Annotated in this window: 14 protein-coding genes and 2 pseudogenes; 13 read left to right on the forward strand and 3 right to left on the reverse strand. The window is 63.1% G+C overall.

The genetic code is table 11. The features are described from left to right. Positions 1-110: 110 nt before the first annotated feature. From DU490_RS16020 to DU490_RS16035, 4 genes and pseudogenes are all read left to right on the forward strand, one after another. Positions 111-1,778, forward strand: a pseudogene (locus DU490_RS16020) (TRAP transporter permease); the annotation flags it as partial. Between the two features lie 878 nt (positions 1,779-2,656). Continuing rightward, complete coding sequence (locus tag DU490_RS16025) at positions 2,657-3,202, forward strand: hypothetical protein (protein ID WP_114575251.1); 546 nt, start codon at positions 2,657-2,659, stop codon at positions 3,200-3,202. Positions 3,203-3,321: 119 nt separating this feature from the next. Further along, positions 3,322-5,166, forward strand: coding sequence for a dihydroxy-acid dehydratase (gene ilvD / locus DU490_RS16030; RefSeq protein WP_114575252.1), 1,845 nt, complete (start codon positions 3,322-3,324; stop codon positions 5,164-5,166). Between the two features lie 66 nt (positions 5,167-5,232). Then, on the forward strand, positions 5,233-6,315 hold the full coding sequence (locus tag DU490_RS16035) for an oxidoreductase (RefSeq protein WP_181870074.1): 1,083 nt from the start codon (positions 5,233-5,235) through the stop codon (positions 6,313-6,315). Between the two features lie 50 nt (positions 6,316-6,365). On the opposite strand, the gene nudE is transcribed toward DU490_RS16035, so the two are convergent. Further along, entirely contained in the window at positions 6,366-6,953 is a 588-nt protein-coding gene (nudE, locus tag DU490_RS16040) for an ADP compounds hydrolase NudE (RefSeq protein WP_114575254.1), read from the reverse strand. A 123-nt stretch (positions 6,954-7,076) separates the two neighbouring features. Between nudE and yrfG the strand changes: the two genes are divergently transcribed. The 9 genes from yrfG to DU490_RS16085 all read left to right on the forward strand — a co-directional run bounded on the left by yrfG (position 7,077) and on the right by DU490_RS16085 (position 17,313). Further along, positions 7,077-7,814, forward strand: a complete 738-nt coding sequence (gene yrfG / locus DU490_RS16045; protein ID WP_114575255.1) for a GMP/IMP nucleotidase — start codon at positions 7,077-7,079, stop codon at positions 7,812-7,814. Further along, positions 7,807-8,193: a ribosome-associated heat shock protein Hsp15 gene (gene hslR, locus DU490_RS16050; protein WP_114575256.1), complete on the forward strand. Its 387-nt coding sequence runs from the start codon at positions 7,807-7,809 to the stop codon at positions 8,191-8,193. Before yrfG ends, hslR begins: the two co-directional genes overlap by 8 nt. A 27-nt stretch (positions 8,194-8,220) precedes the next feature. Further along, the gene (gene hslO / locus DU490_RS16055) at positions 8,221-9,096 is read left to right on the forward strand and encodes an Hsp33 family molecular chaperone HslO (protein ID WP_114575257.1); all 876 of its coding nucleotides are present in this window, start codon (positions 8,221-8,223) and stop codon (positions 9,094-9,096) included. 343 nt (positions 9,097-9,439) lie between these two features. Continuing rightward, complete coding sequence (locus tag DU490_RS16060; protein ID WP_114575258.1) at positions 9,440-10,996, forward strand: phosphoenolpyruvate carboxykinase; 1,557 nt, start codon at positions 9,440-9,442, stop codon at positions 10,994-10,996. Positions 10,997-11,122: 126 nt separating this feature from the next. Then, the gene (gene msrB / locus DU490_RS16065) at positions 11,123-11,626 is read left to right on the forward strand and encodes a peptide-methionine (R)-S-oxide reductase MsrB (protein ID WP_114575259.1); all 504 of its coding nucleotides are present in this window, start codon (positions 11,123-11,125) and stop codon (positions 11,624-11,626) included. 130 nt (positions 11,627-11,756) lie between these two features. After that, complete coding sequence (locus tag DU490_RS16070) at positions 11,757-14,126, forward strand: Tex family protein (RefSeq protein WP_114575260.1); 2,370 nt, start codon at positions 11,757-11,759, stop codon at positions 14,124-14,126. 123 nt (positions 14,127-14,249) lie between these two features. Then, a complete protein-coding gene (gene gshA / locus DU490_RS16075) occupies positions 14,250-15,872 on the forward strand; it encodes a glutamate--cysteine ligase (protein WP_114575261.1) in 1,623 nt (540 codons plus the stop codon). After that, entirely contained in the window at positions 15,869-16,399 is a 531-nt protein-coding gene (locus tag DU490_RS16080; protein WP_114575262.1) for a disulfide bond formation protein B, read from the forward strand. Before gshA ends, DU490_RS16080 begins: the two co-directional genes overlap by 4 nt. Before the next feature lie 41 nt (positions 16,400-16,440). Then, entirely contained in the window at positions 16,441-17,313 is an 873-nt protein-coding gene (locus DU490_RS16085) for an alpha/beta hydrolase (protein ID WP_114575263.1), read from the forward strand. Between the two features lie 90 nt (positions 17,314-17,403). Here DU490_RS16085 and DU490_RS16090 read toward each other — a convergent pair whose 3' ends face one another. Next, the gene (locus DU490_RS16090; RefSeq protein WP_114575264.1) at positions 17,404-18,252 is read right to left on the reverse strand and encodes an ankyrin repeat domain-containing protein; all 849 of its coding nucleotides are present in this window, start codon (positions 18,250-18,252) and stop codon (positions 17,404-17,406) included. A gap of 1,142 nt (positions 18,253-19,394) precedes the next feature. Next, positions 19,395-20,236: pseudogene (locus DU490_RS16095) on the reverse strand (type VI secretion system Vgr family protein); the annotation flags it as partial.

Here is a 20,236-nt window from a genome sequence, read left to right on the forward strand (position 1 = left end):
CACCACGGCTTGTCGGCGCTCCTCGGAGTAACGAGGCATGAGTGTCTCCTTTCGCCCCCTGATCGGTTTATAAGAACAGGCTATCAGAGGGTACGACACTCATCCTGACACTGGGGGGCCGGCCGATTCACATGGCGTTGGCGTTGCCGTGGGTCCTGATCTTTGCCGCTCGCACACCGTTCGAGCGCTGGAGCGGCTGGGCACTGACCCTGCTGGGTATCGCCGCCTGCGGCTACATCGCCTTCAACGAAGAGGCGCTGTCGCAGCAGTACGGCTTCATCGATACTCACCTGCAGATGGTCATCGGCGTCTTTCTCATTGTGCTGGCGCTGGAGGCCGCCCGCCGCGCCATCGGTTGGCCGTTGCCCCTGGTGGCGGTGGCGGCGCTGCTCTATGCGATATTTGGTGCCCACATTCCCGGCCAGTTCGGCCACCCCGGGCTGCCCATGCAAAGCCTGGTAGGCACCCTGACCATCGCCGAAGGCGGTCTCTGGGGCTCGCTCACCGGGGTCAGTGTCGGGGTGGTGGCGATCTTCGTCATCTTCGGCGCGGTGCTCAATGCCGGTGAGGCAGGGCAGGGTTTCATGAACATGGCCAGCGCCTTCGCCGGGCGGCTGACAGGCGGGGCGGCCAAGGTGTCGGTGATCTCCTCTGCCCTGATGGGTTCGATCTCCGGCTCCGCCTCGGCCAATGTTGCCTCTACCGGGGCGATTACCATTCCCACCATGGTGCGCCTGGGCTATCCGCGCGCCCTGGCCGGTGGCGTGGAGGCGGTGGCCTCGTCGGGCGGACAGATCATGCCGCCGCTGATGGGGGCAGGAGCCTTCGTCATGGTCGAGCTTACCGGTACGCCCTATACCCAGATCATGGCAGCGGCAATGCTGCCAGCGATTTTGTATTTCGCCACCGTCTGGGTAGGTATCAATGCTTACGCCACGCGCCATGACCTGAGCCCCATGGCCGAAAGCGACAGGCCGAGCGGTAAGGAGGTGCTGATCACTTCGCTGTTCTTCGCCGTGCCCTTCGTCATACTGCTCGAGCGGATCTTTCTCGGTGGCTATACGCCCCAGTATGCGGCGAGCCTGGCCATCTTCGCCGGCATGCTGCTGTTGTTCTTCGACGTGACGCTCAGCTTCTCGGTGCGCGGCTTCGCCTCGCGAATGGCTGATGCCATGGTCACGGCAGGGCGTCAGGTCGCGGTCATCGGCTCGATTATCATTTGTGCCTCACTGGTTATCGGCGTGCTGTCCATGACCGGGCTGGGGGTTAAGATCACCTCGGGTATCCTCTCCCTTTCCAACGATATGCTGTGGCCGGCGCTGCTGCTCACCGCGCTCGCCTGCCTGGTGCTGGGAATGGAGGTACCGACCACAGCCGCCTACGTGATCTGCGTCTCGGTGGCCGGGCCGGCGCTTATCGCCCTGGGGCTGGAGCCGCTGTTGGCGCACCTGTTCGTGTTCTGGTTCGCGCTGCTCTCGACCATTACGCCGCCCGTGTGTGGCGGGGTGTTCATTGCCGCCGGGATGGTGGGGGAGAACTGGCTCAAGGTAGCAATGAAGGCCATGGCGCTGGGCATCGGGCTCTATATCATCCCCCTGGCCATGGTCGCCAACCCGGACATCATCCGCCTCGCCTTCGACCCCTTCGCGGCGGTATTCGACGCGGTGAAGATCGCCATCGGCCTGGGCGGGATCTCCTACGGCGTCATCGCCCGCCGCGCCCTCTGGCTGCGGGTGCTGCTGGTTGTGGCAGGGGCCCTGGTGATCTTTGCGGTGTAGGCAACACCGCCGGGAGGCCTTCGGCCTCCAGTCTTGAGCTGAAGCTTCCTCCGACAGGGCGGTAGTCGCCGACCTTGTTGGAGCGCTGGTTTCCATCGCGACTGGCGCCGATAGGCGCCTTGGCGGAGTCGGCAAGGCCAGTGGTTATCGCCAGCGTTGGGCAACACCGCCAGGAGGCCTTCGGCCTCCAGTCGTGAGCTGAAGCTTCCTCCAACAGGGTGGCAATTGTCCGGCATGGCAGAAAAATCAGCTGTTGGAGCGCTGGTTCCCATCGCGACTGGCGCCGATAGGCGCCTTGGCGGAGGCGGCAAGGCCAGTGGTTATCGCCAGCGTTGGGCAACACCGCCAGGAGGCCTTCGGCCTCCAGTCTTGAGCTGAAGCTTCCTCCAACAGGGTGGCAATTGTCCGGCATGGCAGGAAAAATCAGCTGTTGGAGCGCTGGTTCCCATCGCGACTGGCGCCGACAGGCGCCTTGGCGGAGTCGGCAAGGCCAGTGGTTATCGCCAGCGTTGGGCAACACCGCCAGGAGGCCTTCGGCCTCCAGTCGTGAGCTGAAGCTTCCTCCGACAGGGTGGCAATTGTCCGGCATGGCAGAAAAATCAGCTGTTGGAGCGCTGCTCTGCATCGCGACTGGCGCCGACAGGCGCCTTGGCGGAGTCGGCAAGGCCAGTGGTTATCGCCAGCGTTGGGCAACACCGCCAGGAGGCCTTCGGCCTCCAGTCGTGAGCTGAAGCTTCCTCCAACAGGGTGGCAATTGTCCGGCATGGCAGAAAAATCAGCTGTTGGAGCGCTGCTCTGCATCGCGACTGGCGCCGACAGGCGCCTTGGCGGAGGTTACCAAGGCCAGTGGTTATCGGAGAGTTCTGAGGAGTAGAGAGATGATCTTTGCCACGCTGGGCCCTGAGGGCAACAACCACGTGCTGGTACTGCGCCGGTACCTCGAGGCGCGCGGTCCCGCCGATGCCGAGGTGAGGCTGTTCGATGACTTCCCTTCGGCGTTCACCGCACTGGCGGCGGGGGAGGTGGACCGTGTGCTGCAGTGTACCGCTCACTTCAGCCACGCCGACTGCATCGGCCGCTACATGCATCGTGCCTTTCCGATCGACGCCTTCGTCGCCGGTAGCCATCCTCTGGCGCTGCTGGCACGTCGTGATATCGCCGAGCCTCGCCAGGTGGTACGCCAGCCGGCCACTCGCTATTACACCGACCTCACGGTTTTCGAAGAGGAAATCGATGCGCCCACCACCGTGGCGGTGGCTGAGGGGTTGCTGGAAGGGCGTTTCGAGGCAGGTATTTGTGCCAGACAGGCCCTGGAACAGCACCCGGACAAGCTGCGCTTGATCGAGGAGTTGGGACCGGCGTTGGATGTCTGGGTGCTTTACGGTAGCCAAATGCTCCCTGACGGCAGCCCGTTGTTGCTCTAGCCGCCACGCCCAGTGCATGACAGAATCTGCTGATACTGGACACCGAGACCGTCAATCGCCGCCATGGCAACCAAGACGGCACGAACGATATTGCGTCTCTGGCGCATAAAGAGGACACCATGCCCGAATACCGCTCCCGTACCACCACCGCCGGTCGCAACATGGCCGGCGCCCGCGCCCTGTGGCGTGCCACCGGCATGAAGGACGAGGACTTCCACAAGCCGATCATCGCCGTGGCCAATTCCTTCACCCAGTTCGTGCCGGGGCACGTACACCTGAAGGATATGGGCCAGCTGGTGGCCCGGGAGATCGAGAAGGCGGGCGGGGTCGCCAAGGAGTTCAATACCATCGCGGTGGACGATGGCATCGCCATGGGTCACGACGGCATGCTCTATTCGCTGCCGAGCCGCGACATCATCGCCGACAGCGTCGAGTACATGGTCAACGCCCACTGTGCCGACGCCCTGGTGTGCATTTCCAACTGCGACAAGATCACTCCCGGCATGTTGATGGCCGCCATGCGCCTCAATATTCCGGTGATCTTCGTCTCCGGCGGTCCCATGGAGGCGGGCAAGACCAAGCTGCTCGACCACGGCATCGACCTGATCGATGCGATGATCTATGCCGCCGACGATAGCTACAGCGACGAGGATATCGCCGAAATCGAGCGTAGCGCCTGCCCCACCTGTGGCAGCTGCTCCGGCATGTTCACCGCCAACTCCATGAACTGTCTGATGGAGGCGCTAGGCCTGGCGCTGCCGGGCAACGGCACGGTGCTGGCGACCCACAGCGACCGGCGTCGCCTGTTCGAGGAGGCGGGTCACCGCATCGTCGACCTGGCCAAGCGCTACTACGAAGGCAATGAGGCGCACCTGTTACCCCGCGCCATTGGTTCCAAGGCGGCCTTCAGGAACGCCATGACCCTGGATATCGCCATGGGCGGTTCCACCAACACCATCCTGCACCTGCTCGCCGCCGCCCAGGAGGGCGAGATCGACTTCACCATGGCCGATATCGACCGGCTGTCGCGGGAAGTGCCTCAGCTGTGCAAGCTGGCGCCCAACACCCAGCAGTATCACATCGAAGATTGTCATCGCGCCGGCGGTATCATGGCGATTCTTGGTGAGCTGGAGCGTGCCGGGGTGCTGGATACCCGGGTGCCTACCGTCTACGGCGATACCCTCAGGGACGCCCTGGACGAGTGGGACATCATGCGCTCGCCGAGTCCCGAGGTGGTCGAATTCTACAAGGCAGGCCCCGGTGGCATCCCTACCCAGACGGCCTTCTCCCAGAGCGCCCGTTGGCCGAGCCTGGATGGCGATCGCGCCACCGGCTGTATCCGCGACCTGGAGCATGCCTTTTCCCTGGAAGGTGGGTTGGCCGTGCTGTTCGGCAACATCGCCGTGGACGGTTGCGTGGTGAAGACCGCCGGCGTCGACGACTCGATTCTGGTCTTCGAGGGTCCGGCCCACGTTGTCGAATCCCAGGACCAGGCGGTGGAGCATGTGCTCGAGGGCAAGGTGAAAGAGGGCGAAGTGGTGGTGATCCGCTACGAAGGCCCCAAGGGCGGCCCTGGTATGCAAGAAATGCTCTACCCGACCTCTTACCTGAAGTCCAAGGGGCTGGGCAAGGCGTGTGCACTGCTGACCGATGGCCGCTTCTCCGGCGGTACCTCGGGACTCTCCATTGGTCACGCCTCGCCGGAAGCCGCAGCAGGTGGCTCCATCGGCCTGGTGCGTTCCGGCGATATCATCCGTATCGATATCCCCAATCGCTCGATCGACGTCAAGCTCTCTGACGACGAACTGGCGGTGCGGCGTGAAGCGGAATTGGCGCGTGGCAGTCAAGCCTGGAAGCCGAGTATCCAGCGCACCCGCAAGGTTTCGGCAGCACTCAAGGCCTATGCGCTGCTAGCCACCTCTGCCGACAAGGGTGCGGTGCGCGACCTCACAAAGCTTGATTGATCCTCGACTGTCCCGTGCGCCGGGTCCTCGCCCGGCGTACCGATGCCATCAAGCGAGATTTTCATGATGAAGCGAACCTACGGTGTCGGCCTGGTCGGTTTCGGCAATGCTGGCCGTGTCTTTCATGCACCGCTGATACAGGCCGCGCTAGGGCTGGAGCTGTTGGCCGTGGTCAGCAGTGAACCAAAGCGGGTACATGAAACCTTGCCCGATGTGGAAGTGCTGCCCAAGGTGGCGGCGCTCGTTGCACGTGACGATATCGACCTGGTCGTCATTGCCACCCCGAACGATACCCACTTCCCGCTGGGCAAGGCGGCGCTGGTGGCCGGCAAGCATCTGGTCATCGACAAGCCCTTTACCGTGTCGGTGCCGGAAGCGCGGCTGCTCAAGGCCGAAGCCGAGAAGCAAGAGCGAATGGTCAGCATCTTCCACAACCGTCGCTGGGACAGCGACTTCCTCACCCTCCAGGCGCTGTTGGCCTCCGGCCGCGTGGGACGGCCGGTGTCGCTGGAACTGCGGTTCGACCGCTACCGACCCCAGGTCGCCGATCGCTGGCGAGAGCGGCAGAAGCCCGGCAGCGGCATCTGGTTCGATCTCGGCGCCCATCTGCTCGATCAGGTCAATGTGCTGTTCGGCATGCCGCGAGCCATTCTGCTGGACCTGAAGGCTGCCCGGGACGAGGCCGTGGTGGACGATGATTTCCTGGCCCTGCTCGATTATGGTGACCTGCGGGTGACCCTGAAGGCCAGCTCACTGGTGGCCGAATCGACACCGCAGTTGGCACTGCACGGCACTCAGGGTAGTTTCGTCAAGTATGGTCGCGACCCGCAGGAGAATTGGCTGCGTGCGGGCCAGGTGCCGACACCCTTCTGGGGTATCGATGAGCGACCTGGCCGTCTGACCTTGAACCAGGGGGAGAGTGAGTTGGTTTCGCTGGTGGGCCAGGAACATCCCGGAATGCCCGGCAACTACCCGGCATACTACGCCGCCGTTGCCGATGCCCTCGCTGATCGGCTGTTGCCGCCGGTAACGGTGGATGAAGCGCTGGACGTGATGTACCTGCTTGAGGCCGGTCTGGATAGCCACCGCCAGGAGCGCTGGATACGCCTCAAGGAGGGGAGTGGCATTCCGCGATATCTGCAGGGATAAGACGCTGGCGTTACACCTACCATGCCCCCATTGCTATGATCAGGTCATCGTCACCAGGTCAGGGAGGTCTCATCCCGGCGCCGCTGACGCAGCGTGTCGCGGGCGATGAACAGGGCCGCGATGGCCCGCGCCTCATGGAAATCCTCACGCAACAGCAGGGCAGGGATTTCCTCGAGAGCATGGGTTTCGACAACCAGTTGTTCTGGTTCGTCACCGGGCAGGCGTTTCGGGTAGAGCTCGGTTGCCAGCATCACCTGCATGCGGTGGCGCATGTAGTTGGGAGCCAACGACAGCTCCACCAGCGGCTCGATATGCTTGGCGCCGAAACCGCACTCCTCCATCAGCTCACGGTTGGCGGCGGTGACGAGGTCCTCTCCTGGGTCGACGAGCCCCTTGGGCAGGGTAAGCACATAGTCTTCGAAGCCGGCCGCATACTCGCGGATCAACAGCACATGCTCGGGGTCGGGCATGGCGATGATCATGACCGCGCCGTGATCGCTGCCGGTCAATCGCTCGAAGGTGCGCTCGGCACCGTTGGCAAAACGAAGTTCCAGCGCCTCGATGTGAAACAGACGGCTTCTGGCCACCGATTGGCGTGACAGGACCTGTGGTTTTTGCAGATAGAATGTCTCGGACATGAGAGCTCCGTTGCGAACAGGTGAGCCGACGGCGGTCTGAACTTGCTGGCCAGGCATGCACCGAGGGGATCGATTGAGTACAATATCACGCCTTCCACCGCACCGACGCCACCGGGAGTCGCCATGATCGACTGGCGCGCCATCGATACCGTCCTGCTGGATATGGACGGCACCTTGCTCGACCTCCATTTCGACAGCCACTTCTGGTTGGAGCACCTGCCCAAGCGCTATGTGGAGCTGCACCGGCTTGATGAAGCAACCCAGGAGGTTCTGCGGGCACGCATCATTCGTGAGAAAGGCACGCTCAACTGGTATAGCCTGGCCTACTGGAGTCGCGAGCTGGGGGTAGACATCCTCGCCCTGAAGCGCGAGATCCAGCACCTCATCGGTCTGCGCAACGATGCCCTGGATTTTCTCGAGTGGCTCAAGACGGCGCACCCTCGCGTGATCCTGGCGACCAATGCCGACCGCGAGAGCCTGGAACTGAAGCTGCCGATCACCGGTCTCGAGAACTACCTGGACGCCATCGTCTCCTCGGCCGACCTGGGTGTGCCCAAGGAAGCCCAAGCGTTCTGGTTCGCGCTGCAGGAAATCGAGCCCTTCGATCCCGCCCGCACCCTGTTCATCGATGACAACCCGGAGGTGCTGGAAAGCGCGCGGGAGTATGGCATTCGCCACTTGCTGGGGATCAAGCAGCCCGACAGCACCCGGCCGGAGAAAGAGCTGGAGGAGTTTATCGCCCTGGATCGATTTGCCGCCATCCTGCCGGAGGCATTGCCACCCGAAGCCCGTGCCGACAAGCCCCCGAAAAGAGAGAATGGACCGGAAGGAGAGAACGCATCGGGAGGAAGGAATGGATAATATACGACTCGATAAATGGCTCTGGGCCGCGCGCTTCTTCAAGACCCGTGCCCTGGCCAAGAAAGCCATAGAAGGTGGCAAGGTTCACTACAACGGCTCCCGGGCCAAGACCAGCAAGAGCGTCGAGGTCGGGGCGCTGGTACGCGTGCCTCAGGGGTGGGATCACTGGGAAGTGGAAGTCGTTTCACTATCCGACCAGCGCCGAGGCGCAACCGAGGCGCGTGAGCTCTACCGCGAGACACCCGAGAGTGAAGCACGGCGCCTGCGCGAGGCCGAAGGCCGGCGCCTCACCAGCCAGGCCATGCAGCACCCTCTGCGCCGACCCGACAAGAAGCAGCGTCGGGATATCCACCGCTTTCAGCGTCAGCACGACGAATAACCGAGCCCCATTACGAGACAGTACGCCATGAGCGACCAGATTCAGCGTTTTCTCTTTGAGCGCACCAATGTGCGTGGCGAGATCGTTACCCTCGAGCGCGCCTATGGCGATGTGCTTGACCGTCACGGCTACCCACCGGCGATCAACCGGCTGCTGGGTGAGCTGCTGTCGGCTGTTGCCTTGCTTACCGATACCGTCAAGCTCGACGGTATCCTAAGCATCGAGGTGCGAGGCCAGGGAGCGCTGTCGCTGCTTATGGCCGAGTCCAACCCCGGCGGCGAGCTGCGTGCCATTGCGCGTCTGGCCGACGACACCGACCTGCCCGATGACAGCCAGGGTTTTCGTGACCTGGTTGGCGACGGCCATATTGTGATTACCCTGGACCCGAAGGAGGGCAATCGCTACCAGGGTATCGTGGCCCTGGAGCATGACAGCCTGGCCGAATGCCTGGAAGCCTATTTCTCCCAGTCTGAGCAACTGCCGACCTTTCTGCGGCTGACGTCGGACGGAACGCGTACCGGCGGTCTCCTGCTGCAGCGCCTGCCCGATGAATCGATGAACCAGGATGACGATGCCTGGGAGCGAAGCGTGCATCTCGCCCGGACCCTGCGCAGTGACGAGCTCCTGGAGCTCGACCAGCGGGAAGTGCTTTATCGCCTCTATCATGAAGAGACGGTGCGCGTCTTCGATCCCAAGCCGTTGCGCTTCGGCTGTACCTGCTCCCGCGCGCGTATTGGCGAGGCGCTGCTGGGCCTGGGAGAGAGCGAGCTACGCGAGGTGTTGGCCGATCAGGGTGAGATCGAGACCCAGTGTCATTTCTGCCATACCCATTACCGCTTCGGCCAGCCTGAAGTGGAGGCACTGTTGGCGGCGCCGGATGGGGATGCTCGCACGGTTCACTGAAGCCCTTCACAGAAGACTGCACCGAGATGTCCGTTGTCGTATCTTCTGTCTGCCTATAGACGACTACAAAGAAGCCATGCTGGATCATGCTGCATGGCACAAATTCGATATGGTTCAACCTGCTGCGATATGGCATTGATGTAGTAGTAAAACTACAAGAACTTCGGTCAACGGCAGCGTTTCCTGTCGGCTTCCTTTTTGCCATAATGGCGCCCGCCTTAAAGTCGATCGGCTCGACACAAGACGCGATACATCCGCACGGACGATCGGAAGCCTCATAGCAGAGGGCGTTATGGACGCCTGGCCCACGAGAGAGAACCGGCCGCAAGGCCCAGGAAATGACATGACCACATCCCAAGCCGCTCCTCAAGCACACGTCAATCTCAGCAGCGCCGAACTCATCGAACGGTCAGTGGCGCGTGGTGAAGGCCGACTGGCTGCCAACGGTGCCCTGGTGGTGAACACCGGCGAGCGCACCGGCCGTTCCCCCAAAGACCGCTTCATCGTCGATGAGCCTTCGACCAGTTCCCAGATCGACTGGGGCAGCGTCAACCGTCCCTTCCCGGTCGAACAGTTCGATGCGCTTTGGGAGCGCGTCGAAGCGTACCTGAGCAGTGGCGAGCGCTTCGTGTCCGAGTTGCATGTGGGCAGTGATCCGATCCATTACCTGCCGGCGCGCGTGACCACCGAAACGGCCTGGCACAATCTCTTCGGCCGTACCATGTTCGTACGCCCGGAAGCCTACAACCCGTCCATCAAGGACGAGTGGACCATCCTCAACGCGCCGCACTTCGAGTGCGAGCCGAGTCGTGATGGCACCAACTCCGATGGCACCGTGATCATCAACTTCGTTCAGAAGAAGGTACTGATCGCCGGCATGCGTTATGCCGGGGAGATGAAGAAAGCGATGTTCTCGGTTCAGAATTACCTGCTGCCGGCCTCCGATGTGCTGCCCATGCACTGCTCGGCCAACGTCGGCGAGGATGGCGAGACGGCACTCTTCTTCGGACTCTCCGGCACCGGCAAGACCACGCTCTCGGCGGACCCGGCACGCTACCTGATCGGCGATGACGAGCATGGCTGGGGTCCGGGCACCGTGTTCAACATCGAGGGAGGCTGTTATGCCAAGTGCATCGACCTCTCGGCCAAGAACGAGCCGGTGATCTGGGATGCCATAAAATTCGGCACCGTGTTGGAAAACGTCGTGCTCGACGACCGTCGTGAGCCTGACTACACCGACGACAGCCTGACCCAGAACTCCCGTGCCGCCTACCCGCTGGAGCATGTGGACAAGCGTGTGCCGGAAAATCGCGCGGGTGAGCCCAATGCCATCATCTTCCTGACCTGTGATATGTCAGGTGTGCTGCCCCCAGTGTCGGTGCTCTCCAAGGAAGCCGCGGCCTATCATTTTCTCTCCGGCTATACCGCCAAGGTGGGCTCCACCGAGATGGGCTCCTCCGCCGGTCTCGAGGCGACCTTTTCCACCTGTTTCGGTGCACCTTTCTTTCCGCGCCCGGCGCGTGAATACGCCGACCTGCTGATCAAGCGCGTCGAGGCCAAGGATGCCCAGGTCTATCTGGTCAACACCGGCTGGACCGGCGGTGCCTATGGTGAAGGTGGTTCGCGTTTCTCCATCCCTACCACCCGCGCCATCATCAGTGCCATTCAGTCTGGCGTGCTGCGCGAGATCGAGACCCGGCGTATCGAGGGGCTCAACCTGGATGTGCCGGTATCGGTGCCGGGCGTCGACTCGAGCTTGCTCGACCCGCGCGAAACATGGGAAGACCCGTCCGCCTACGACCGTAACCTGCGCGACCTGGCAGCCAAGTTCGTCGACAACTTCAAGAAGTTCGACGGCGTCAGCGATGCCATCGTCAAGGCCGGGCCCAGCCTGACCTGAGGCGAACCCGCCGAGGTTCCAGCGGTCTGAACGGGGAAGGACAATCGTCCTTCCCCGTTTCGTTGTGCGTCCCGCCTGGTCGCCAGGGCCATGCTGGAACGAGCGATATCAACGAGGAGAGCCGAAATGAAGCGACGACATTTTCTGGGGCTGATCGGCGCCACCGGCGCGGTGGGACTGCTGCCGGGAGCGGCCTGGGGCTTTCCCCGCCTGAACCTCGAACCCGCGCCGGGGCTCGAGCGGCTGGAACTCTCCAGCGAGGAGTGGCGCGAGCGGCTTTCTCCAGCGCAATATGAAATTCTGCGCGACCACGGCACCGAGCCGCCCTGGTCGAGCCCGCTGGACAGCGAATGGCGTGAGGGGGAGTACCACTGCGCCGGCTGCGACCTTCTGCTGTTCACCAGCGCCATGAAATACGACTCCGGCACCGGCTGGCCGAGCTTCTTCGAGCACGTCGAAGGCCACCTGCTCAGCCAGCTCGACTTCAGCATGATCTGGCCGCGAACCGAATATCACTGCGCCCGCTGCCACGGTCATCAGGGTCATGTCTTCAGTGATGGACCCGAGCCCACCGGCCTGCGCTGGTGCAACAATGGGCTGGCGTTGGCGTTTATCCCGGCTACAGCGTGAAGTCAGCCGCAAGAATCGTGGCCAATAACGTGAACGATATCGGCTGGCGGCGCTGACGCTGGCTGCGGCGAGGGCGTGGCGTTTATGGTAACTTGGCGCGATCTTTTGCTGTTGCTACATCAAGGATGTCATGGAAGCCACGACCCGAATCATTTCACGCCTCGCCGAAGAACTCGCCGTTCGACCGCAACAGGTATCGGCCACGGTGGAGCTGCTCGACGGCGGGGCCACCGTGCCCTTCATCTCGCGCTATCGCAAGGAGGTCACCGGTGGCCTCGATGACACCCAGCTGCGCCAGCTCGATGAGCGTCTGCGTTATCTGCGCGAGCTCGAGGAGCGGCGCGGTACCGTGCTCTCCGCCATCGACGAGCAGGGCAAGCTGACCGATGCCCTGGCGGCACAGATCCAGGCGGCCGACACCAAGCAGCGCCTGGAAGATCTCTACCTGCCGTACAAGAAGAAGCGCCGCACCAAGGCGCAGATCGCCCGGGAGGCGGGGCTCGAGCCGCTGGCCGATGCCCTGTTCGCCGATCCGGCACTGGAGCCGGAGACAGAAGCCGGCCGCTATCTGCGTCCTGCCGAGGGCGATATCCCCGCAGTGGAAGATGCCAAGGCGGCCCTGGATGGGGCGAGACAGATCCTGATGGAGCGCTTCGCCGAGGATCCCGAGCTGGTCGGGCGTCTGCGCGAACGCTTGTGGAACGAAGGCGAGCTAAGCGCCAGGGTGCTGGCCGGCAAGGAGCGCGAAGGCGCCAAGTTCTCCGACTATTTCGAGCATGACGAGAAGCTGGCCAAGGTGCCGTCGCATCGGGCGCTGGCGATGTTCCGCGGCCGTAACGAAGGTGTACTGACACTGGCGATTCGCCTGCCCGGCGAAGACGAGGCGCCGATCCACCCGGCCCAGGTCGCCATCGCCCGCCACTTCGAGATCCGCGACGAGGGTCGTGCCGCCGACAAGTGGCTTGCAGACGTCGTGCGCTGGACCTGGCGGGTCAAGCTCTATACCCACCTGGAAACCGAGCTGATGGGGCGGCTGCGCGAGAGCGCCGAGCTTGCCGCCATCGGCGTCTTTGCCGCCAATCTCAAGGATTTGTTGCTGGCCGCCCCGGCCGGACAGAAGGCGACACTCGCCATCGACCCTGGCCTGCGCACCGGCTGCAAGGTGGCCGTGGTGGACGCCACCGGCCAGTTCCTCGAGCATGCCACCATCTATCCCCATGCGCCCCGCAACGCCTGGGACGCTTCCCTGGCCGAGCTGGCGAGGCTGGTGGAGCGCCACGATGTGGCGCTGATCGCGGTGGGCAACGGCACCGCCAGTCGCGAGACCGATCGGCTCGCCGCCGACCTGGTCAAGCTGTGCACTTCACGCCAGGGACCGGGTAAGCGTGGGCTGGCCAAGGTAATGGTCAGTGAGGCGGGGGCCTCGATCTACTCCGCCTCGGAGTATGCGTCCCGGGAGTTGCCCGACCTGGACGTCACCATCCGCGGGGCGGTTTCCATCGCCCGGCGCTTGCAGGACCCGCTGGCCGAGCTGGTCAAGATCGAGCCCAAGGCGATCGGCGTGGGGCAGTACCAGCACGATGTCTCCCAGCTGCAGCTCTCCCGTAGCCTGGAAACGGTGATCGAGGACTGTGTGAATGCCGTCGGGGTGGACCTCAACACGGCATCGAGTGCGCTGCTCTCCCGCGTGGCGGGCCTCAACCCGGCGCTGGCCGAGAATATCGTCGCCAGGCGCAACGCCGAGGGTGCCTTTGTCAGCCGCAGGCAGTTGCTCGACGTGAGTCGCCTGGGTCCCAAGACCTTCGAGCAGTGCGCGGGTTTCCTGCGCATCATGAACGGCGATAACCCGCTTGACGCCAGTGCGGTCCACCCCGAGGCCTACCCGCTGGTGGAGCGTATCGCCAAGCGCAGCGGCCGGGAACTGGCCAGCCTGGTCGGCGACAGTGCCACCCTGAAGGCGGTAAAGCCGGCCGAATTCGCCGACGAGCGTTTCGGCGTGCCCACCATCAGCGATATCCTCAAGGAACTCGACAAGCCGGGCCGTGATCCGCGGCCCGAATTCAAGGCCGCCGAGTTCCGCGAGGGGGTGGAGACGCTCAAGGACCTGGAGCCCAGCATGATCCTCGAGGGTACCGTCACCAACGTGACGCACTTCGGCGCCTTCGTCGATATCGGCGTGCATCAAGACGGGCTGGTGCACATATCGGCCCTGTCGGACAAGTTCGTCGATGATCCGCGCACCGTGGTCAAGGCCGGTGATATCGTCAAGGTCAAGGTGATGAGCGTTGATCTCGAGCGTGCCCGTATCGGCCTTACCATGCGCCTGGACGACCAACCGGGCGAGGAGGCGAGCGGTAAGCCGCGCCGCGGTGGTGGTGACGAGCGCCGGGGCCAGGGCAAGCCGGCGCGCCGAAATGGCACCGCGGAACAGAGCCAGCAGACCAGCCCGGTGGGGGCTCTGGGAGCTGCGCTGCTCAAGGCAAAGAAGGGCAAGTCTTGAACCCTCCACGCCTGGCGCCATACTCTCGTCAAATACTGTTAGCCCATTGTCGGCCGTTTTCGGCGGCCGGTACGCTTCGACCGGGGAACCTGCATCAGGCTTCCGAGACATGGGGTCAATGCCTTGTCTGATTCATACACTGCCATCGTTTCACACCTTTCCGCTCTCGCCGCCCAAGGTCGCTTCGGTCGACTGTTGCGAGGCATCGAGAAGGAGGGGCTGCGCGTCGATGCCCAGGGTCGCATCGCCGACACACCGCACCCCCGGGCGCTGGGCTCCAAGCTGACCCACCCCTATATCACCACCGACTACTCTGAAGCGCTGCTGGAGTACATCACGCCGGTCTACTGCCGTCCGGGCGATGCCATGTCCTTCCTGGCCGACCTCCACCGCTTCAGCTATCGCCAGCTGGGCAGTGAGCTGATCTGGCCGGCCAGCATGCCCTCACGCCTCGATGGCAACGACAGCGTGACCATCGCCGATTACGGCAGCTCCAATGTGGGCACCATGAAGCACGTCTATCGCAAGGGGCTGGACGTGCGTTACGGCAGGATCATGCAGGCGATCGCCGGCATTCATTACAATGTTTCGCTGCCCAATGAGCTGTGGGAGGTGCTGAGGAAGCGGGATGGCGCGACCGACACCCCCATGAACGACTATCGCTCCGGCCGTTACTTCGGGCTGATCCGCAATTTCCGTCGTCACAGCTGGTTGCTGCTCTACCTGTTCGGCGCCTCGCCGGCGCTGGACCGCAGCTTCCTTCCCGACGGCAAGATTCCCGACAAGCTGCAGGCCCACGGCCGCGATACCCTGGTCTCGCCCCATGCCACCAGCCTGCGCATGTCGGACCTGGGCTACCAGAACAAGGTGCAGGCGCAACTGAAGATCTGCTTCAACTCGCTGTCCAACTATGTCGGCACCCTGCGCCATGCCATTTCCACACCCTGGCCCGCCTATGCGGCCATGGGCGTAGAGGAAAATGGAGACTGGCAACAGCTCAATGCCAATATCCTGCAGATCGAAAACGAGTATTACAGCGACATCCGCCCCAAGCGTGTCACGCGTCAAAACGAGACCCCCAGCCAGGCACTGGAGGCGCGCGGCGTAGAGTACATCGAGGTGCGCTGTCTCGATCTCGACCCGTCGCTCGCCCTGGGTATCGACGAGCCCCGCCTGCGTTTCCTCGATACCTTCCTGATGTGGTGCCTGCTCTCCGAGAGCCCCTGGATTCCCGACGAGGAGTGTGACCGGCTAGACGACAATCGCCAGCGTGTAGTGGAGCGCGGGCGCGACCCAGAGCTGCGCCTGGAGCACGATGGCAAGCGTCGCTCGGTGGCCGACTGGGGCGGGGAGATCTGCGCGGAGATGGAGCAGGTGGCCGAACTGCTCGACCAGCTCGAGGAGGACTCGCCGCACCGCGATGCCTTGGCAGCACAGGTGCCGAGCCTCTCCGATCCATCGTTGACTCCGTCCGGCAAGCTATTGAGCCGGCTCGAGGAGAGCGGCGAGGAGTTCATCGATCTTGTTCTCGCCATGGCCAGGGAGCAGGCCGCACAGCTGCGGGCCGAGCCCATGGATCCGGCCCGCGAGGCGCTGTTCGATCAGCTGGTGGAGACTTCGCATCAGCAGCAGGGCGAGATCGAAGCCGCCGATGTCGAGGATTTTGATGCGTTCCTCAGCCAGTACTTCGATAGCGCCCGTGAGCCGCGCGCCGCTGTGGCGGCAAGCCGGAGTGAAACCTCATGACCTCGACGCTGCAGCGGCTGAGCGTGCGTCACTGGAGCCTGGCCGGCCTGGCCTTCTGTGCCTTGATGATGCTGGTGGCGCTGGGGCTCGAGCATATCGCCGGCCTGGACCCCTGTCCGCTCTGTATATTCCAGCGTGTGGCGGTGTTGGCGGCGGCGGCAGTATTCCTCGTTGCTGCCATTCACAACCCGCGTGGGCGGTTGGGCGCCGTCGTCTATGGAGGGCTGTCGCTGGCCGCGGTGATCGGCGGCATCGCGGTGGCCTGGCGCCACCTCTGGTTGCAATCGCTTCCGCCGGACCAGGTGCCGAGCTGCGGCCCCGGTCTCGACTACATGATGGATGTTCTGCCACTGCGCGACGTGATGGCCATGGTGTTCTCGGGTTCCGGCGAATGCGCCGAGATCGACTTCCTGCTCATGGGTATCTCGCTGCCCGGCTGGACGCTGATCGGTTTCGTGGTGCTGGCACTGGCGCCGCTGGGCATGGTGCTATCGGCCTTCCAGGAGCGTCACGCCGCCCTGGCATGAATCACAGCCACCAACAACAACGATAACCACAGGAGCCGAACATGCTCTACCGGGAGTTTGCTACCCAGGAGGAGATCGATCGCGAGTACGACCCCTCGAAGGGCCGAGACCCGTTGGCAATGCCCAAGCTGCTGGAAGGGTGGCGCGAGAGAAGCGAGGCCTCACGTGCCCGCTACCGAGCGACCGAGGACCTGGCCTACGGCCCGACGCTGGCCGAGTGTATGGATATCTACCATGCCGATGGCGACGTTTCCGCGGACAGTCGCCCGCCGGTGCACCTCTTCTTCCACGGTGGCTACTGGCGTTCGCTGAGCCACAAGGATTTCGGCTTTGTCGTCGACGGCCTGGTCGAGGCTGGCATCACGGTGGCGGTGGTCAACTACGCGCTCTGTCCCTCCGTGCCGTTCGGCGAACTGGTGCGCCAGAGCCGTGCGGCGGTGGCCTGGATGCATCGTTACGGCGAATCGCTGGGCGTCGACCCCCACCAGCTGAGCGTTTCCGGGCACTCCGCGGGAGGCCATCTCTGCGCCATGCTGCTGGTCACCGACTGGGAGGAGGACTACGGCCTGCCCAACGACCTGATTCGCAGTGCATTGGCGATCAGCGGCCTTTTTGACCTGCGCCCCTTCCCCTGGTCATGGCTGCAACCCAAGCTCCAGCTCACCGGACGCGATGTCGCCGACTACAGCCCCCTGTTCCAGCCCTGCCGGGTTCCGGCCAGGGTCTCCCTGGTGGCCGGTGGCAAGGAGTCCAGCGAGTTCGAGCGGCAGATGCTGGCCCATGGCGAGCATCTGCGCGGCCAGGGCATCGAGGCCAATACCAATACCCTGGATACTGACGACCACTTCTCCATTCTCGATCACTATCGCCCCGGTGGGCGCTTCGTCGAGTGGATCCGCGGCTGCCACCCCTGACTCCGGGGGGGCAGCGGCCCAGGCTGGAGAGTCCACCCAATGGATGAATGGGCAGGATGACCTGGACGAGCTATTTCCGGTGATAGGCAATCAGCGATCATGTCCAAAGGGTACAACCGGAGTCAGACCTTCGGTACGCATCTGTTCTCGTACTTCTAGAGGGGAAGGAGGGGGAAACTGGACGCCACGCTCAATCATCATATTTCTTAGGTTAGTAAAGCTATCACGCATAGGGCCTGGCTTTAACTCATCAAGACGATTTTGGATCCGCCAAGCCGTAGTCACCCCGGTTTCAGAGCGGAAGTCAGGGATGGCCCCCTGCTCCAGTAGATATATTGCGATTTCTGGCTTTGTACCTAATGTGCTTTCATCAAAAGCGCTTGAGTTTTTTCCTTCTCGGGTTGTCGCCTCAATATGAGCGCCATCTTTCACTAATAATTTTACATGGTTTAGAGTGCCGCTTATCACGGCTTTTTCTAGCAGGGGGATGCCATCTTCGTCGCCGTCATTGGGTGAGAGTCCACCATCCAGCATGGCTTCCAGATAAAACGTATCCTCACTCATCAACGCGGCTCCCAGGGGAGTGCGTGCCGGCATGCCATCCATGGCATCGTCGCTCGGGTGCACGCCCAGCTCCACCAGAGTGCGGATGGCATCGGTATTCTTCCGCATCATGGCAAACCACATCAGCGTCATCTGCTGCTTGCCCTGAGCATTGAGATCGACGCCTTCGGCCCCCCGGCGTAGCGCCGCCATGTCGTTGCGTTCGATGGCTCGGGCCAGTTCGAGCTGCGGGCCGGTAAAGATATCCTCGGCAGAGTAGTTGCGTGACATGCTAAGCCCCTTGGATGGTTGGCAGCCGCTGACAAGCAGTGCCGTCAGCAACAGGATGAAAATGGCCCAGTGGATTTGACCGTATCGCGTCCTGGTGGTGTGCATGGTGTCCCCTTGCTATTGGCCTTTGGCTAGTGGCACTGCCGGCCGGTGGCATCGGCAATGACGCGCTGGTCCATCGCCTTCTGGGCTTCCAGCCCCTCGATGACCTGGACCATGCTGTGACGCTCGATGGGGTTCGTTCCCCGACCGGGCAGGCGGTAGGGCGTACCCTCCGCCGCCGGCATCAGCATGGCCAGTGCGTTACTGCCCAGTGCGCCGAATGCCGCGCCTTTCCATCCGCCGACCAATGAGCCGACACCCGCTCCTGCCAGGGTCGAGCCCCAGCCATGTTCCTGCAGGCTGGTAAGGATATCGCCATTGATGCGGAAGGCCTGGATATTCTCGATAGCGGGCCTATGCAGCGTGCCGCCGTAGCGTTCCACCGTCTTGGGGTGAAGCCCGGCGGCATTGAAGGTGGTTGCTGACATTCCACTGGCCCGGGAGGCGGCCGAAGCTAGGCCACCTCCCAATGAATGGCCTGTGAAATGCATCTTTGCGCCAGAATCTTTGATTCTTCTGCCAGTGTTCACGGCTCTTTCATAGAAATCTGAATGTGTATTCAAGCCTTGGGCTAGGTTGTTTTTGATATCCTCGAACTCAGAGAAATTGGTACCCTTGAAGCTAAGCGTAGGTGTGAAATCGCTACCAAAAACTCCCGTTATCGGCATGTAAATCCCTGCGCCAAAATTGCTGTCGTCGGACGTTAATAACTTAGTTGATGTTATTCCCGCTCGCTGGATTAGCTCCTTATCCTGACTAATGTCCGCCCACCCTGTCGGCGCTGGCTGGTCAGGATGATAGACATGCTGCGATAGACGGGCATGCTCCACCGCCACGTTGTTGCGTTCGAATCTCTCGGTAGCCGCCAGCAAGTGGGCACGTTCGTCATTGGCCGGCATGCTTTCCGTCTTTTGCCGGGCTGCAGCGATCTGGCCCTGACGGCACTGCCAGCGGGCCGCCTTCTCCTGCGCCTCCTCCTCCGGGTCAATGGCGGGCTCTTCCACTAGCGCTTCCATGGCGTCGTCATCCATAGCGTCGTCATCTATGGCCTCGGGCTCTGGCGTGGCGTTGGCAGCGGCTGCAACGGCCAGGGCGGTCGCCATGAAGCCACCGGCTTCCATGGAGTGACCGCTTGCCTTTAGCATCACGTCTTGGCTCGCTTCCACGGTGGCCTGCCCCGGCAGCAGCGCCGCCGTCGCGGCCTGTTCCCTTCCCGAACCGGGGCTGCCACCGGAGTTGATCTTCACCTGGGCGCCGACGATGGTGATGCCGCTGGGGTCGAGCTTGATAAAGCTGCCGCCGGCCTTGAGGGTGATCTCGGCGCCGGCCTCGATGACCGCCTTGATGCCTGCGGTGTGGTGTACTTCCTGGCCCGCTTCGATGAGCCGGGCACGGCCGTACCTTTCATGGCGCGTGGCGCCGACGATCAAATGATCATCGCCGTCGACCTGGGTGTGCCGCTGGCCGTGTACCGTCAGGTGGTCATCGGCGTGGACCTCGCCGATGCGGTCGTTGTGCACGGTGAGGAAGCTGTCGTTGCCGATCTCCTCGGTGCGGTCGTTGTTGGTCAGCAGCTCCAGGTCCTTCTGGGCGTGCAGCCAGATCTGCTCCCGCTCGGCCTCGTCCTCGAAGCGCAGTTCGTTGAAGCCGTCGCCCTTGTGGCTCTGGGTGCGGATCACGGTGCGGGTCTTGTGCTCGGGCAGGGCGTAGGGCGGGGTGTTCACCGCGTGGTAGGTGCGCCCGGTGATCAGCGGCTGATCCGGATCGCCTTCGAGGAATGAGACAATCACCTCGTGCCCGATCCTGGGAATGGCGATGCTACCGTAGCCGCCGCCAGCCCAGCCCTGGCTCACTCTCAGCCAGGCGCTGGCTCCGCTATTCACAGCGGCTTTGCCGCCAGCCCCGGCGGTTTCAGCGGCTTCGCCGCCAGCCCCGGCGGTATCGGGCTCGGCGTAGCGGTCCCAGGGGAACTGCACCTTGACCCGGC

The sequence above is a fragment of the Halomonas sp. DQ26W genome (genome assembly GCF_003339685.1).
Taxonomy (GTDB): domain Bacteria; phylum Pseudomonadota; class Gammaproteobacteria; order Pseudomonadales; family Halomonadaceae; genus Halomonas.